The sequence below is a fragment of the Kitasatospora sp. NPDC057015 genome, from assembly GCF_042673745.1.
Lineage (GTDB): Bacteria > Actinomycetota > Actinomycetes > Streptomycetales > Streptomycetaceae > Kitasatospora.
The window spans coordinates 81,506-96,832 of sequence record NZ_JBHUSG010000011.1 but is presented as its reverse complement, the minus strand read 5'-3'; the positions used below and the strand labels follow the sequence as shown (position 1 = coordinate 96,832).

The 15,327-nt window shown below is 74.4% G+C and carries 15 protein-coding genes; 10 read left to right on the top strand and 5 right to left on the bottom strand.

The genetic code is table 11. From position 1 onward, the window contains the following. Nucleotides 1-339: 339 nt before the first annotated feature. From ACFTWP_RS13710 to ACFTWP_RS13700, 3 genes are all read left to right on the top strand, one after another. Nucleotides 340-1,554, top strand: a complete 1,215-nt coding sequence (locus ACFTWP_RS13710) for an alpha/beta hydrolase (RefSeq protein WP_380264687.1) — start codon at nt 340-342, stop codon at nt 1,552-1,554. 499 nt (nt 1,555-2,053) lie between these two features. Beyond that, complete coding sequence (locus ACFTWP_RS13705) at nt 2,054-2,722, top strand: DUF4097 family beta strand repeat-containing protein (RefSeq protein ID WP_380264686.1); 669 nt, start codon at nt 2,054-2,056, stop codon at nt 2,720-2,722. Between the two features lie 122 nt (nt 2,723-2,844). Next, on the top strand, nt 2,845-3,690 hold the full coding sequence (locus ACFTWP_RS13700; protein WP_380264685.1) for an alpha/beta fold hydrolase: 846 nt from the start codon (nt 2,845-2,847) through the stop codon (nt 3,688-3,690). An 8-nt stretch (nt 3,691-3,698) separates the two neighbouring features. Here ACFTWP_RS13700 and ACFTWP_RS13695 read toward each other — a convergent pair whose 3' ends face one another. Beyond that, complete coding sequence (locus ACFTWP_RS13695; RefSeq protein ID WP_380264684.1) at nt 3,699-4,694, bottom strand: helix-turn-helix transcriptional regulator; 996 nt, start codon at nt 4,692-4,694, stop codon at nt 3,699-3,701. A 95-nt stretch (nt 4,695-4,789) separates the two neighbouring features. On the opposite strand from ACFTWP_RS13695, the gene ACFTWP_RS13690 reads away from it, so the two are divergent. After that, entirely contained in the window at nt 4,790-5,365 is a 576-nt protein-coding gene (locus tag ACFTWP_RS13690) for a TIGR03086 family metal-binding protein (protein ID WP_380264683.1), read from the top strand. Nucleotides 5,366-5,489: 124 nt separating this feature from the next. On the opposite strand, the gene ACFTWP_RS13685 is transcribed toward ACFTWP_RS13690, so the two are convergent. Then, entirely contained in the window at nt 5,490-6,494 is a 1,005-nt protein-coding gene (locus tag ACFTWP_RS13685; protein WP_380264682.1) for an aldo/keto reductase, read from the bottom strand. Next, complete coding sequence (locus tag ACFTWP_RS13680) at nt 6,491-7,171, bottom strand: MerR family transcriptional regulator (protein ID WP_380264681.1); 681 nt, start codon at nt 7,169-7,171, stop codon at nt 6,491-6,493. The genes ACFTWP_RS13685 and ACFTWP_RS13680 overlap by 4 nt, the downstream gene beginning before the upstream one ends. A 107-nt stretch (nt 7,172-7,278) precedes the next feature. Between ACFTWP_RS13680 and ACFTWP_RS13675 the strand changes: the two genes are divergently transcribed. Beyond that, complete coding sequence (locus tag ACFTWP_RS13675; protein WP_380264680.1) at nt 7,279-8,112, top strand: serine hydrolase domain-containing protein; 834 nt, start codon at nt 7,279-7,281, stop codon at nt 8,110-8,112. Between the two features lie 37 nt (nt 8,113-8,149). On the opposite strand, the gene ACFTWP_RS13670 is transcribed toward ACFTWP_RS13675, so the two are convergent. Continuing rightward, nucleotides 8,150-8,926 carry a pirin family protein gene (locus tag ACFTWP_RS13670; protein ID WP_380264679.1) on the bottom strand — a complete coding sequence of 259 codons (777 nt, stop codon included), beginning with the start codon at nt 8,924-8,926 and terminating at the stop codon, nt 8,150-8,152. A 319-nt stretch (nt 8,927-9,245) separates the two neighbouring features. Here ACFTWP_RS13670 and ACFTWP_RS13665 point away from each other — a divergent pair, with 319 nt between their 5' ends. From ACFTWP_RS13665 to fabF, 5 genes are all read left to right on the top strand, one after another. Further along, a complete protein-coding gene (locus ACFTWP_RS13665; RefSeq protein ID WP_380264791.1) occupies nt 9,246-10,421 on the top strand; it encodes a PucR family transcriptional regulator in 1,176 nt (391 codons plus the stop codon). 90 nt (nt 10,422-10,511) lie between these two features. Next, complete coding sequence (locus ACFTWP_RS13660; RefSeq protein ID WP_380264678.1) at nt 10,512-11,465, top strand: ACP S-malonyltransferase; 954 nt, start codon at nt 10,512-10,514, stop codon at nt 11,463-11,465. Continuing rightward, complete coding sequence (locus tag ACFTWP_RS13655; protein WP_380264677.1) at nt 11,462-12,493, top strand: beta-ketoacyl-ACP synthase III; 1,032 nt, start codon at nt 11,462-11,464, stop codon at nt 12,491-12,493. The genes ACFTWP_RS13660 and ACFTWP_RS13655 overlap by 4 nt, the downstream gene beginning before the upstream one ends. 76 nt (nt 12,494-12,569) lie before the next feature. Then, on the top strand, nt 12,570-12,812 hold the full coding sequence (locus ACFTWP_RS13650) for an acyl carrier protein (protein WP_100890366.1): 243 nt from the start codon (nt 12,570-12,572) through the stop codon (nt 12,810-12,812). Nucleotides 12,813-12,962: 150 nt separating this feature from the next. Continuing rightward, nucleotides 12,963-14,228, top strand: a complete 1,266-nt coding sequence (gene fabF, locus ACFTWP_RS13645) for a beta-ketoacyl-ACP synthase II (protein ID WP_380264676.1) — start codon at nt 12,963-12,965, stop codon at nt 14,226-14,228. Between the two features lie 182 nt (nt 14,229-14,410). Here the strand turns inward: fabF and ACFTWP_RS13640 are convergent, their stop codons facing one another. After that, entirely contained in the window at nt 14,411-14,905 is a 495-nt protein-coding gene (locus ACFTWP_RS13640) for a DUF3145 domain-containing protein (protein ID WP_380264675.1), read from the bottom strand. Between the last annotated feature and the right edge of the window lie 422 nt (nt 14,906-15,327).

Genomic DNA, 15,327 nt, shown 5'->3' with positions numbered 1-15,327 from the left:
CCGGTTCCCCGGGGGGGGGGCCCGGGCGCCGCCCCCCGCGGGGGGGCGCGGGGCCCCCGCGGGGGGCCCCCCCCGACCCGCGCCGCCGGGCGCCCGGTGCCCGGCCCCGGACCGCGACGCGCGCGGGCGGATCACCGGGGCCGCAGAGTGCATCGGGGCGAAACTCCCGGTTCAGCGGGGCGACACGGGCCGGACGGACGGGCATGTGACCCATCCCACAGTTTGACGCTCGCCCATCGCTCCTCCCGACCACCTACGCTTGCCGGAGCAGTAGGCAGTCGTACCACCTCCGGGCCCCGCCCGCAGTGACGGTCACGGGTCCCCGAGGGAGTTGACGCCATGCGCCGTAGGCGTTGGAAGCGTGTACTGATCGGCGCCTTCGCGGGATGCGCGGTACTCGTCGACGCCGGTGCGGCCGCGGCCCAGGCGGCGGCGTCCACCGAGCAGGTCGCCATCGCGACGCCTCCGGCCGGCAGCGCCGCCTGGGTGCAGGACCACTCCCTGGGCCGTACGCTCCCCGATCCCGCCACCACCGCACCCAGCTCGGTCGCCGCGTTCTTCGCCTCCCTGACGCCCGCCGAACTGGACCGCCTGGTCGCCGAGTACCCGCTGGTGGTCGGCAACTTCGACGGCGCCCCGCTGGCCGTCCGCTACCGCGCCAACCGGCTGGCCCTCGCTGCCGAGAGCGAGCGGGCCAAGGCCCGCGCCGCCGACCGCGAACTGGACGCCACCACCCGTGCGCTCGCCGTCTCGCGCGCCAACGACTGCGATCACCTGCTGGAGCCCGGCCGCCAGATCCTGGCCTTCGACCCGCGCGGCCGCGGGCTGGTCAGCGAGGTGTTCGGCGATCTCGCCCACGCCCAGCGGGTCTCCGTGCTCGTCCCCGGCTCCGACGCCGACCTCGGCCACCACGACCAGGCCGCGGACCCGCTGCGCTCCCCCGCCGGCATGGCCCGCGCCCTGCTCGCCGAGGAGCAGCGCCAGGCCCCGGGCACGACCACCGCCGTGGTGGCCTGGACGGGCTACGTGACCCCCTCCGGCCTCGGCCCGGACGCGGTGACCTCCCGCCTCGCCGACGTCGCGGCCCCCCGCCTGGAGCGACTGCTCGGCGGGCTCAAGGAGACCACCGCCCCCACCGCCCCGCCGGCCCTGTTCTGCCACTCGTACGGATCGGTGGTCTGCGGCATCGCCGCACCGGACATCCCGCCCGCCACCGGGACGGACGGCCACCCGGCCGGAATCACCGACGTGGTGGTGTTCGGCAGCCCGGGCATGGGCGTGCAGAGCGCCACCGAGCTCGGCGGCGGCGTCCAGGTCTGGGCGACCCGCAACCCCACCGACTGGATCGGCAACGTGCCGTACCTGGAGGTCGGCGGGCTGGGTCACGGCGCCGACCCGACCGACGGGGGCTTCGGAGCCGAGGAGGTCTCCTCGGCGGGGGCGGCCGGCCACAACGGGTACCTGGCGACCGGCACCGAGAGCCTGCAGAACTTCGCCTCGATCGCGCTCGGCCACTACCGGGCGGTCAGCCACACCCTCACCGCGGAGGGCTGAGCGGGCTCCGGGCCCGCGGTGCACCGGAGCGGAACCCGACACCCGGCCGTTGGTCGGCCCTGAGCCCGGCCGTTGGTCGGCCCTGAGGCGGTCGGCGGTGCGCCGGCCGTGCGCCGGCGCCGGACTCCGCCCCGAGCGGCACCCGGACTCACTTCGCAGCGGCCCCGGCCTCCCCCTCCGCCCCGGAGGCGAGGGCGCCGGCGCCCCGCCGTGCGCCGGTGCCCCGCCGTGCCACCTCGGCGCACAGGTCGGCGCTCCGGGCTCACGGGCCGTCCGCGGCACCTCGCGATAGCGTTCACCTTCAACTCATTGCAATGAGCCGACGCGCGCCCATTGCATTAAACTCCAGACCATTGCAACGATTTATTGCCTCTGAGCTGCAGTGATGCCATTTCTATGCAACGAGCCTGTTGCCTGATCAATAAATGCAACGTAGCTTTTCCATCATCAGAAACGGCAGGCCGACAAGGAGCCCGCCGCTGAAGAAGGAGAGAGCACCATGCAGAAGTTCGACACCCTCGCCCCGATCGCCGCCGTCCTCGACGTCCCCGCGGGCCGCATCCGGTTCATCGCCGCCGACCGCCCCGACACCACCGTCGAGGTCCTGCCCGCGGACGCCTCCAAGGGCCGCGACGTGAAGGCGGCGGAGCGGGTCCAGGTCAGCTACGGCGACGGTGTCCTGCGGATCGAGGCCGCACCGGCCGCGAACCGGATCCTCGGCAACCCCGGATCCGTCGAGGTGACCGTCCAGCTGCCCGCCGGCTCCCGGGTCGAGGCGAAGGCCGCCAGCGCCGAACTGCGCGGCGTCGGACGCCTGGGCGACGTCACCTTCGAGGCCGCCGCGGGCACGGTCAAGCTCGACGAGACCGCCGCCGCCGAGCTCGCCCTGCAGGCCGGCGACATCGCGGTCGGCCGCCTCGGCGGCCCCGCCCGGATCAGCACCCGGCAGGGCGACCTGCGGATCACCGAGGCCGTCCGCGGCACCGTCACCCTGCGCACCGACGCCGGCCACATCGAGGTCGGCGCCGCCCGCGGCGTATCCGCCTCCCTCGACGCCGGCACCGCCCTCGGCCGGGTCCACAACGCGCTCAGGAACACCGACGGCGCCGCCACCCTGACCATCCACGCCACCACCGCCCTCGGCGACATCACCGCCCGCAGCCTCTGAGGCCCACAGCCGCGCCGCCCGAAGAGGCCGGCCTGACCGTCGAAACGCTCGGCCGCGCCTCCCGCGGCGACGGCGCCGTCCACCGCTCCCCGTCCACCTCAGCCCCCGGAAGAAGGCACACCTTGACCGCCACACCGTCCACCTGGACCGGCATGGTGTCGATCGAAGACACCGCTCTGGCCGTGACCGACACCGGCGGGCCCGGCCGACCCGTGGTCTACCTCAACGGCTCCTACGCCGACCGGTCGCACTGGCGGCGCGTCATCACCGAGCTCGGTGGCGACTACCGGCACATCAGCTACGACGAGCGCGCCCGCGGCGGGTCGAAGCGCGCCGCGGACTACTCCTTCGAGGCGTGCCTGCGCGACCTCGACGCCGTTCTCGTCGCCAGGGGCGTGGACCGGCCGATCCTGGTGGGCTGGTCCTACGGCGCCATGCTCGCCGTGCACTGGGCCGCCCGGAACCCGGACCGCGTGCTGGGAGCGGTGTCGGTGGACGGCGCCCTGCCGCACGACTGGCTGGACGACGCCGCCCGGGCGCAGATCCGCAAGCTGTTCCGCCGGCTGAGCCCGCTCTTCCCGATCGCCCGCCCGCTCGGCCTGGCGGCGCGCATGAGCGCCGCTCAGCACGCCGAGATCAACATCGAGATCAACGAGCTCTGTGCGCCCGCCGCCCTCGGCCCGGTCCTCGACGGCCTGACCGTGCCCGTCCGGTACGTGCTCGCCACCGGCGGCAACCTGGGCGGCGAGGCGGAGCTGATGGAGCGGATCCGCGCGAACCTCGACCCGGTGCTCGTCGGCAACCCGAACATCCGGGTCGCCGCGAAGGTCGCGAGCAACCACTCCAAGGTCCTCCGCCGGGACTTCCGAGCCGTCGCCGACGCGGTACGGGAGCTCGCCGCCGGCCGCGGGAGCGCAGCCGGCCGCGACGACCGACCCGCCGCCACCGGCGGCCGGGACGTCGGCTGACCGGGCGGTCAGTGCGCCGCCGGGCCCGTCCCCGCGCGGTCCTCCTCCGGGCGGTAGAGCCGCACCGCCTCGGCGGCCGCCCGGGCCAGCTCCCGGCGGGCCTCGGGCGGCGACAGCACCTCGACGTCCGCGCCGAAGGCCAGCAGGGCCCGGACGGCCGGCACGGCCCGGAAGCACATCCGCAGCTCGGTCCACTCGCCGGCCGGCGCCTGCGGCGGCGGCCCCGCCAGCAGCGCGCCGTGGATCCGGACGAACATGTCCAGCCGGGCCCGGTGCACCCGCACGAGCACCGGCACCTCGACCGGCAGCCGCTCCACCTGCTCGCGCAGCTCCGCCCAGACGCCGCCCAGGGTGGCCCCCGGACGCCGTCGCACCGGCTCGTCCAGGGTCTCCGCCGCGGACACCCGGTCGGCCCGGAACAGCCGCGGCCCGCCGTCCAGGTCCGCCACCAGGTACCAGACGCCGGCCTTGCTCACCAGGCCGTACGGGTCGACGGTGTAGTCGGCCGGCCCCGTCGCACCGCTGTGCCGGTACGCCAACCGCAGCCGCCGGTCGGCGAACACGGCCCGCTGCAACTCGCCGAGGTCGGTGGCGGGCGGGCCGGCGCGCATCCAGCGCTCCGGGTCGACCAGGACGCGTTCGCTGGTCCGCTCGGCGGCCGGTCGGTGCGGGGCGGGCAGCGCGGCCATCACCTTGCGCAGCGCCGAGCCGAGGGCGTCGTCGAGGCCGAGCGCGCGGTGCGCGCCCCCGGCGGCCAGCACGAACAGCGCCCGGGCCTCGTCCCCGGTCAGGCCCGTGACGTCGGTGCGGTAGCCGGGCAGCAGGCTGACCCCGCCGTGCCGGCCGCGCTCGGTGTAGACCGGGACCCCGGCCGCCGACAGGGCCTCGACGTCGCGGTAGACGGTGCGGACGGACACCTCCAGGCGGTCGGCCAGGTCGGTGGCGGACACCCGTCCACGGGTCTGGAGCAGCAGCAGGATCGACAGCAGCCGGTCGGCTTTCATGACGTCGAGAATGCCAGGAATACCTGACGGAGGATGTCAGGTATTGCCGCCAGAGTGCGTCCCGAAGCAGAAACCGCTCATCGCTTGGAGACCGCATGGACACCACCCAGGACCCGCGCCCGCTGTACCGGCTCGCCCTCGGCCAGCTGGAGAAGGTCTTCAGCGAGCTGACGCCCGAGGCCCTCGGCCGCCCCACCCCCTGCACCGAGTACGACCTCGCGGCGCTGCTCAGCCACACGGTCGGCGGCGTCCACCGGCTCGCCTACATCGGCGAGGGCGGCCGGGCACAGGACGTCGCGGCCTCCTGCGGCGAGATCGAGGACGACGAGTGGCCGGCCGCCCTCGACCGGGCCCGCGCCCGGGTGACGGCCGCCTGGGCCGAGGACGCCAGGCTGGACCGCCCGTCCGTGGCGCCCTGGGGCGAGGTGCCCGGCCGGGGCGCGGTGGGCGGCTACGTGATGGAGGCCGTCATGCACTCCTGGGACATCGCCCGGGCACTCGGCTCCGACACGGCGCTGGACGAGAACCTGGCCCTGGCCGCGCTGGGCATCGCCGAGGCCGTGCTGCCCGCCGACATCCGCGGCTTCGTCCCGTTCGGCGAGGTGCGGCCCGTCCCGGCGGACGCGGACCCGTACACCCGGCTGGCCGGCTGGCTCGGCCGCGAGGTCTGAGCGGACGCGCGCGGCCGGAGGCACGGCGGCGGTCGGCCCGCCCCCGTACCCGGCCCGCCGCGGGAACCTGACCCGGGCGCGGGTACCCGACCCCGGCGCCGGCGGCCCGCCGTAGCCGGGCGGGCTACTCGCGCCCGGCCGAGGTGAAGGACATGTCGGCGTAGCGGGTCCCGGCCACCCGGCCGGCGATCGGCTCCAGCTCGGCGAGCTCCTCCGCGGTCAGCCGCAGGGTGGCGGCGGCGGTGTTCTCGACCAGCCGGCTCCGCCGGCGAGTGCCCGGGATCGGGACGACCGGCAGGCCGTGCACCTCGGCGCGCTGGTGCACCCAGGCCAGGGCGACCTGCGCCGCGCCGATCCCGCGCTCGGCGGCGATCTTCAGGATCGGCTCGACCAGCCGGGCGTTGCCCGCCGCGTTCGGGCCACTGAACTGCGGGTGGCGGCGCCGGTAGTCGCCCGGGGCGAGCTCCTCGGCCGCGGTGAACGCGCCGGTCAGGAAGCCCCGGCCGAGCGGCGAGTAGGGCACGAAGGCGACGCCCAGTTCGGCGGCGGCGGGCACCGCCGTCCGCTCGACGTCCCGGGAGAAGATCGACCACTCCGACTGGAGCGCGGCGATCGGGTGCACGGCGTGCGCCTCGCGCAGCTCCGCGCCGGTGACCTCGGAGAGTCCGAGGTGGCGCACCTTGCCGGCGCGCACCAGCTCGGCCATCGCGCCGACCGACTCGGCCAGCGGCACGGCCGGGTCGCGGCGGTGCATGTAGTAGAGGTCGATGACGTCCACGCCGAGCCGGCGGAGCGAGGCGTCCACGGCCGACCGCACGTAGGCCGGGTCGTTGCGCACCCCCCGGTGGACGGGGTCGTCGTCGCGGCGCTCGATGCCGAACTTGGTCGCCAGCACCACGCGGTCCCGGTGGGCCCGGGCGAACGAGCCGATCAGCTCCTCGTTGTGGCCGGAGCCGTAGGCGTCCGCGGTGTCGAGCAGGGTGACGCCGAGGTCGAGCGCCGCCTCCAGGGTGGCGAGGGCCTCGACGGTGTCGGTCGGGCCGTAGAACTCGCTCATGCCCATGCAGCCGAGCCCCTGGACGCCGACGGTGGGTCCGTTGTTGCCGAGTGTGGTGGTGGGGAGAGTCATGCGCTCTGCTTCCTCTGCTTGTGTGGGGGCCGGGTGGCGGGAGCCGGCGAGGCCTCGGGGCGGCGCCGCGCCTCGGGCTGCCGCTCCGGTCCGGCGGTCCGCGAAGGCCCTGGCTGCGCCGCTCCGGTCGGCCGGACGCCGGCGTACAGATCGATCTTGTGGTCGAGGACGGCGAGGGTCGCGTGCAGGTCGGCGAGCCGCTGCCGCACCTCCTCGCGGTGGGCGACCAGCAGGTCGCGCCGCTCGGCGAAGGTCTCCTCGCCGAGCCGGGCCAGCTCGACGTACCGGAGCATGTCGGCGACCGACATGCCGGTCAGTCGGAGCCGGCCGAGGAAGCCCAGCCGGGCCAGATCGCCGTCGCTGTACCTGCGCTGGCCGGAGTACGTCCGGTCGACCGGGTCCAGCAGGCCGATCCGCTCGTACCAGCGCAGGGTGTGCGCGGTGAGCCCGGTGGTCGCCGCGACCTCGCTGATGGTGTGCCGCGGGGACCGGTCGGGGGTGCCGTCCGGCGCACGGTAGGCGTCGCCGCAGCTCCGCAGCCCGGCATCCGCGGTCGCCGTCGCCGTCGCCGTCGCCGTGACAGTGGCGCCGGCGCCGGCGCGACCGTCCGTCGCCGGGGCGGCGGTCGGGGCGGTGGCGGTCGGGGCGGCGGTGGCCTCGGTGAGTGTGGTCGGCATGGGCTGGACCCCCTGGTCTGCGGTGACTACGACGCTAGTGAGTTGGAGCGCACTCAAAGCAAGCCTCGCACGCGACCTGCCCCGGATCACTGGCTAGAGTCGGGCCCATGCAGAGCTTGCGGATGATCGAGGACTGGCCGGTGGCCAACGCGGCGACGGCCGTGGTGCGCGGCACGGACGGCGCGCTGCTGGGAAGCGACGGGCCGCAGGAGCACCCGTTCCCGCTGGCGTCGGTGACCAAGCCGCTCAGCGCGTACGCGGCGCTGGTCGCGGTCGAGGAGGGGGTCTTCGAGCTGGACGACCCGGCGGGCCCGGAGGGCTCGACGGTGCGTCACCTGCTCGCCCACACCTCCGGACTCGCCTTCGACGAGCACCGGACGATGGCGGCGCCGGGCACCCGCCGGCTGTACTCCAACGCCGGCTTCGACGTGCTCGCCGAGACCCTGGCCAAGGCCTCCGGCATCCCGTTCGCGCAGTACGTCGCGGAGGCGGTGCTGGAGCCGCTGGGGATGCGGGCGACCTACCTGGACACCGCGCACCGCTCGCCGGCCGGCGCCGGCGGCGTCTCCACCGTCGCCGACCTGACCCGCTTCGCCGCCGAGCTGCAGGCCCCCCGCCTGCTCGACCCCTCGACCGTCGAGGAGGCCACCCGGTTCGTCGCCTTCCCCGGGCTGAGCGGGGTGCTGCCCGGCTTCGGGCACCGCAAGCCCAACGACTGGGGCCTCGGCTTCGAGATCCGCGGTGACAAGGCGCCGCACTGGACGGGCACCAGCAGCTCGCCGGCCACCTTCGGCCACTTCGGCCAGTCCGGCACCTTCCTGTGGGTCGACCCGACCGCCGGCGTGGCCTGCATCGCCCTCACCGACCGCGACTTCGGCCCGTGGGCGGCCGAGGCCTGGCCCGCCTTCACCGACGCCGTCCTGGAGGAGCTGGACGGCTGAGCCCCGCCGGCCCGACCCCTGCCCCGGCCGTGAGCCGTCAGCCGTACGCGACGGGCGAGTGCATCTCCCAGAGCAGCAGCTCGGCGCCGTGCTCGCCCGCCGTCGGGTCGGCGAAGGCGTCGCCGCTGATCCGGACGCTGTCCCCGGGCTCCATCGAGCGCCCGCCGCCCTGCGGTCCGCGGACGGTCCGGAAGCCCAGCGAGCCGGCCGTCAGGTGCGCGTAGCGGTAGACGGCGGCGGGCAGCTCCGGCAGCGGCAGCCAGGGCCCGGCCGTGACCAGCCAGAGTGCGGCGTCCGAGCGGCGCAGCCGCAGGGCGGGGGTGGCCGCGTCGCGCTCCAGCCCGGAGGCGAGCAGCGTCAACCCGTCCGCGGCCGGCTCCACCCGGCGCAGCCCGTACCCGGGGGGCGCGTCGAAGACGTCGGGCTGGAGCCACATCTGGACGAAGCGGACGGGCACCCGGGCCCCGCCGACGTTGCGCTCGGAGTGGGCGACGCCGGAGCCCGCGCTCAGGTGCTGCACCATGCCCGGGCGCACCACGCCGCTGTGCCCCTCGTCGTCCCGGTGGGCGAGGGCGCCCTCCAGGACGACGGTGAGGATCTCGGTGTCGCGGTGGCGGTGCTCGTCGAAGCCGGCGCCGGGCGCGAGCCGTTCCTCGTTGCAGGCGAGCAGGGCGCCGAAGTGCGTGTTCTTCGGGTCGTAGTGCCCGGAGAAGGAGAACGCGTGCCGGGTCTCGACTCCCTCGGCCGGGGTCGAGAGGTACCGCTCGGCGGTGCGGCGCAGGTCGGAACGGGGGCGGATGGCGGCGTCGGTCACGGGGCCCACGGTAGCCCGTGTGATCGCCGCCACCGGGACGGATCGGAGGGGCTGTGCACGAGCAGTCACCCGGGTGAGGCAGTCTTGTCCTGTGCCAGCCGCCTCCGCGAACGCCAAGAACGACCAGTCCGACACGCCCGACGACGCCACCGGCGCGGCCCAGGCCGCCACCCCGGGCGCCGCCAAGGCCGGAGCCAGCAAGTCCGCAGCGGGCAAGTCCGGCGCCGCCCGGCCCGCTGCCGCGAAGAGCGCCGGGCGGGCCGCCGCGCCCCGGGCGGGCCGGACGGCCGCGCCGCGCCTGACCGCGCAGGAGCGCAAGCTGCTGGCCGACCGCGCGGAGCGCCGGGTCGCGACCCTCAAACGGCTGGAGAAGTCGTCGGGCAAGCTGGCCTCGGCCGCGATCGCCCGGATGGACGACCAGCTCGGCTGGTACCGCCGGATGCCGCCGGAGCACCGCTCCTGGATCGGCCTGGTCGCCCAGGCGGGCATCGCCGCGTTCACCGAGTGGTACCGGCGCCCGGACGCCCCGCAGGCGATCTCCACGGACGTCTTCGGCACCGCGCCGCGCGAGCTGACCAGGGCCATCACGCTGCGTCAGACCGTCGAGCTGATCCGCACCACCATCGAGGTGATGGAGGAGGCCATCGAGGAGGTGGCCGCTCCCGGCGACGAGGCCGACATGCGGGAGTCGGTGCTGGTCTACGCCCGCGAGATCGCCTTCGCCACCGCGCAGGTCTACGCCCAGGCGGCGGAGGCGCGCGGGGCGTGGGACGCCCGGCTGGAGGCCCTGGTCGTCAACTCGCTGCTCTCCGGTGACGCGGACGAGGGAGTGCTGTCCCGGGCGGCGGCACTCGGCTGGGGCCAGCCGAGCCAGGTCCGGGTGGTGATGGGCAGTGCCCCGGACGGGGACAGCGAGCTCGTGGTGGAGGCGATCCGACGGGCCGCCAGGTACGCGAAGCTGCACGTCCTGACCGGTGTGCTGGGCAAGCGGCTGGTGGTGGTGGTCGGCGGCGACAAGGAGCCGGTGCACGCGGCCCGGGCGCTGATCGGCCAGTTCGCCCCGGGGCCGGTGGTGGTCGGCCCGACCGTCGGGGACCTGCTGTCGGCGACCAGGTCGGCGCACGCGGCGGCGGCCGGCCTGCGGGCCTGCGCGGCCTGGCCGGACGCCCCGCGACCCGTCCTCGCGGACGATCTGCTGCCGGAGCGCGCGCTCGCCGGGGACAAGGCGGCGCGCCGCCAGTTGGTGGAGGAGATCTACACACCGCTGGACGAGGCGGGTTCGGCACTCCTGGAGACGCTGAGTGTCTACCTGGAGCAGGCGTCCTCACTTGAGGGCGCCGCGCGGATGCTCTTCGTTCACCCCAACACGGTGCGCTACCGGCTCCGACGTGTGACTGACGTCACGGGCTATGCTCCCTCCGACGTACGTTCGGCCTTCACGCTGCGCATCGCACTCGCACTGGGCCGGCTCGGCACGGTCGGGGACCAGAACTGACAGCGCTGTAGGGACCCCACAATCCCACGTGCTTTTCTTCGTTACCGTCGCCTACCCGCCCCCGGGTGCCTGGCAAGAGAGGCTTGAACCGTGCTCGTAATCGTCGCCCCTGGACAGGGTGCCCAGACTCCCGGATTCCTCAGCCCCTGGCTGGAGGTGGACGGCGTCGCCGACCGCCTGCGTGGTTGGTCGGACGTCGCCGGGCTCGACCTGGTGCGCTACGGAACCGAGGCCTCCGAGGAGGAGATCAAGGACACCGCCGTCGCCCAGCCCCTGCTGGTGGCCGCCGGGCTGGTGACCGCCGGCGCGCTGCTGCCGGACGGACTGACCGGTGTCGCGGGCGCCGTGGCAGGTCACAGCGTCGGTGAGATCACCGCCGCGGCGGCCGCCGGGGTGCTGAGCGAGAGCGACGCGCTGGAGTTCGTCCGGGAGCGCAGCCTGGCGATGGCGGAGGCCGCCGCGGCCACCGCGACCGGCATGGCCGCGCTGCTCGGCGGCGACCCGGAGACCGTGGCCGCCAAGCTCGCCGAGCACGGCCTGACCGCCGCGAACAACAACGGCGGCGGCCAGATCGTCGCGGCCGGCACCCTGGCGCAGCTGGAGGCCCTCAAGGCCGACCCGCCGACCGGTACCCGGGTGATCCCGCTCAAGGTGGCGGGCGCCTTCCACACCGAGCACATGGCTCCGGGTGTGGAGCGCCTCGCCAAGCTCGCCCCGACCCTGCGGGTCGCCGACCCGACGCTGAGCTACGTCTCCAACCGTGACGGCGAGGTCGTCGGGTCCGGCACCGAGGTGCTGGACCGGCTGGTGTCGCAGGTCTCCAACCCGGTCCGCTGGGACCTCTGCATGGAGACCCTGCAGCAGCTGGGCGCGACCGCCGTGATCGAGCTCTCGCCGGCCGGCACTCTCACCAACCTGGTCAAGCGCAACGTCAAGGGTGTCGCGACGCTGGCCCTGAAGACCCCTGCCGATCTCGACAAGGCGCGCGCGCTGGTGGCCGAGCACGGCACCCAGGCGACCGGCGGTCAGGAGCTGAACGCATGAGCACCCCCCAGATCCGTCCTGCCACCGGTGCCGCGTTCTCGCGCATCCACGGGGTCGGCGGCTACCGCCCGGTCCGGGTGATCCCGAACTCCGAGGTGCTGAACTGGATCGACTCCTCGGACGAGTGGATCCGCAGCCGCAGCGGGATCGCCGAGCGCCGCTGGGCCGGCCCGGAGGAGACCGTCGCCGAGATGTCGGTGCAGGCCGCCGGCAAGGCGATCGCGCAGTCCGGGATCAGCGCCGAGCAGATCGGTGGCGTGATCGTCGCGACCGTCTCGCACCTCAAGCAGACCCCGGCCATCGCCACCGAGATCGCCCAGCGCCTCGGCTGCGGGACGGCCCCGGCGTTCGACATCTCCGCGGCCTGCGCCGGCTTCGGCTACGGCCTGGGCCTGGCGGACGGCATGATCCGCGGCGGCAGCGCCGAGTACGTGCTGGTGATCGGCGTCGAGCGACTGAGCGACCTGACCGACACCTCGGACCGCTCGACCGCCTTCATCTTCGGTGACGGCGCGGGCGCGGCCATCGTCGGCCCGTCCGACACGCCGGGGATCGGCAAGGTCATCTGGGGCTCCGACGGCTCCCAGAAGGACGTCATCTCGCAGACCCAGGCCTGGGACACCGCCTTCGCCAAGCAGGACGCCGTCAACGGCGTCGGCGAGGAGCAGAAGTGGCCGGCCCTGCGGATGGACGGCCAGCCGGTCTTCCGGTGGGCCGTCTGGGAGATGGCCAAGGTCGCCCAGCAGGCGCTGGACGCCGCCGGGATCACCGCCGACCAGCTCGGCGCCTTCATCCCGCACCAGGCCAACATGCGGATCACCGATGCCATGATCAAGGCGCTCAAGCTGCCCGCGTCGGTGCCGGTGGCCCGCGACATCGCCGAGACCGGAAACACCTCGGCGGCCTCCATCCCGCTGGCGATGGAACGCATGCTGGAGAGCGGCGAAGCCCGGAGCGGCGACCTTGCCCTGATCATCGGGTTCGGGGCGGGTCTGGTCTACGCGGCAGCAGTCGTTACGCTCCCCTAGGCACACCCGCCGTACCCAACAAGACCTGCGGCCGCCCGCCGGGCAACCGCATCTACACCGAAGAGGAGCAGCCACTATGGCTACCAAGGACGAGGTCCTGGAAGGTCTCGCTGAGATCGTCAACGAGATCGCCGGTATCCCGGCCGAGGACGTCGAGCTCGACAAGTCCTTCACGGACGACCTGGACGTCGACTCGCTGTCCATGGTCGAGGTCGTCGTGGCCGCCGAGGAGCGGTTCGACGTGAAGATCCCGGACGACGAGGTCAAGAACCTGAAGACCGTCGGCGACGCCGTGGACTACATCCTCGCCAACGCCTGAGTACTGGTCAGCACCGCAGGACCGGTCAGCACGACCGGTACGACCGGTACGACCGCTTGAACCGGCCGGGGCGCTCCGCCCGCGCAGCGCCCCGGCCGGGCCCCACTCCCGGCGCCGCCGACCCCCGCCACACGTGAGAGAGAAAAACCAGTGACCGCTGAAAACCGCACCGTGGTCGTCACGGGTATCGGCGCCTTCACGCCGCTGGGCGGCGACGCCGCCTCCACCTGGGAGGGCCTGCTCGCCGGCCGCTCCGGTGTCAAGGTCCTGACCGAGGAGTGGGCAGCCGACCTCCCCGTGCGGATCGCGGCGCGCACCGCCGTCGAGCCGGGCGAGATCCTGCCCCGGCCGCTGGCCCGCAAGCTGGACCGCTCGGCGCAGTTCGCGCTGATCGCGGCCCGCGAGGCGTGGGCCGACGCCGGCTACGAGACGCCCGCCACCGACGTGTCCTCCAAGCTCGCCCCCGAGCGCCTGGGCGCCGTCATCGCCTCCGGCATCGGCGGCGTGACCACCCTGCTCGACCAGTACGACGTGCTGAAGGAGAAGGGCGTCCGCAAGGTCTCCCCGCACACCGTCCCGATGCTGATGCCGAACTCCCCGGCGGCCAACGTCGGCCTGGAGGTCGGCGCCCGCGCGGGCGTGCACACCCCCGTCTCCGCCTGTGCCTCCGGCGCCGAGGCGATCGGCTACGCGATCGAGATGATCCGCAGCGGCCGCGCCGACGTCGTGGTGGCCGGCGGTACCGAGGCGGCGATCCACCCGCTGCCGATCGTGGCCTTCGCCAACATGATGGCCATGTCCAAGAACAACGACGAGCCGCAGCGCGCCTCGCGCCCGTACGACAAGGGCCGGGACGGCTTCGTGCTCGGCGAGGGCGCGGGCGTGGTCGTGCTGGAGTCGGCCGAGCACGCCGCCGCGCGCGGTGCCCGGATCTACGCCGAGGCGGTCGGCCAGGGCCTGTCCTCGGACGCCCACCACATCGCGCAGCCGGAGCCGACCGGCGCCGGCGTGGCCCGCGCGCTGGCCGACCTGTTCGACCGCAACGAGCTGGACAAGGCCGAGATCGTGCACGTCAACGCGCACGCCACCTCCACCCCGCAGGGTGACGTGGCGGAGCTGAAGGCGCTGCGCAAGGAGCTCGGCGAGCACCTGGACCACATCGCCGTGTCGGCCACCAAGTCGATGACCGGTCACCTGCTGGGCGGCGCCGGCGGCATCGAGACCGTCGCCACCGTGCTGGCCCTGTACAACCGGCTGGCCCCGCCGACCATCAACCTGGAGGACCTGGACGACGAGGTCGACGCCGACGTCGTCACCGGGGAGCCGCGCAAGCTGCCCGAGGGCCCGATCGCGGCGCTGAACAACTCGTTCGGCTTCGGCGGCCACAACGTGGTGCTGGCGTTCCGCAGCGTCTGATCCGCCCCTTCGGGCGGACCCGCCGCGGGTCGTGAGGGTGGGGCCGGTGCTCGACGGAGCACCGGCCCCACCCTCATGACGTCCGCCACGCGGGTGCGGGTGCGCGCGGGCGCACCCGGGGCCGCGCGCGGAGCTCGGCTCGGGGTGCGGGGTGCGGGGTGCGGCGCGGGGTGCGGCGCGGCTCAGACCACCTGGTGCAGCCAGCGCACGGGGGCGCCCTCGCCCGCGTAGCGGAAGGGCTCCAGTTCGTCGTCCCAGGGCTTTCCGAGCAGCCGGGAGATCTCGGCCTCCAGGTCGGTGCCCTCGTTGCGGGACCGCACCAGGACGGCGCGCAGCCTGTCCTCGGGGATCAGGATGTCGCCGTGGATGCCGGTCACGGCGTGGAAGATCCCGAGACCGGGCGTGCTGCTGTAGCGCTCGCCCTCGGCGCTCGCGCAGGGCTCGCTGGTGACCTCGTAGCGCATCAACTGCCAGCCGCGCAGGGCGGAGGCGAGCTTCGACGCGGTACCGGGCTCCCCCTGCCAGGAGAACTCGGCCCGCCAGTGTCCGGGCGCGGCCGGCTGGCGGATCCAGTCGAGGCTCACCCGCACTCCGAGCACACCCGCCACCGCCCACTCGACGTGCGGGCACAGCGCGCGGGGCGCTGAGTGGATGTACAGGACTCCACGTGTCGTCACCGGGACCTCCAGGCTGTGGACGAGGGTCGCCTTCCCCAGCTGCCTCGTGCCTGCAGTTGATCCACAGTTACCCGAGTCAGCCGACATTAACCGACTAAAACGAGCAAAACGGACAGGCTTTCACTCAATGTTAGTCGGATCCTCAACGAGGTCCACCCCTCGGTCGGATCTCTCCCCCGAACGGCCCCATGACCGGGCCGGACCACCGTACCGCGCCGCCCCCCACCTCGGATGACGCTCTGTCGGATCGAGCCGGGAGGGGGGAGTGCGACGCCCCGCCCAGCGCCCGGTACGCAAACCGCCCCGCCGGCCCGAGGGGGCGGCGGGGCGGTTGACACGGCGCCAGACCGGGTCCGCGAGCGGGGCGCGCGCGGTGGCCGGCAGGCGCGCCGGCCACCGCGCGCACCGACCGGCGGGCGCGC